Below are 217 nucleotides of genomic sequence, written 5' to 3'. Positions count from 1 at the left end.
GATTGAATTACTCGTAAGTAATCAATCAGTCAGCTTTCCAAATTGTTAAAGAGCAATGAGACTTCTTGTGAAGTTCATTTTCTAAAGACTCTCACAGTCGAAAAATCCAACCAGCGACATAAGAAGTGGTTTGGAGATTTAACTTCCAAGAATATTTAGAGAATGGTGGGCGATACCGGGCTCGAACCAGTGACCCCCTGCTTGTAAGGCAGGTGCT

Origin of the sequence: Vibrio crassostreae 9ZC13 (assembly GCF_000272045.2) — a bacterium.
Classification (GTDB): Bacteria; Pseudomonadota; Gammaproteobacteria; order Enterobacterales; family Vibrionaceae; genus Vibrio; species Vibrio crassostreae_C.
The sequence above is the reverse complement of the archived record's forward strand: the minus strand, read 5'-3'. Positions refer to the sequence as shown.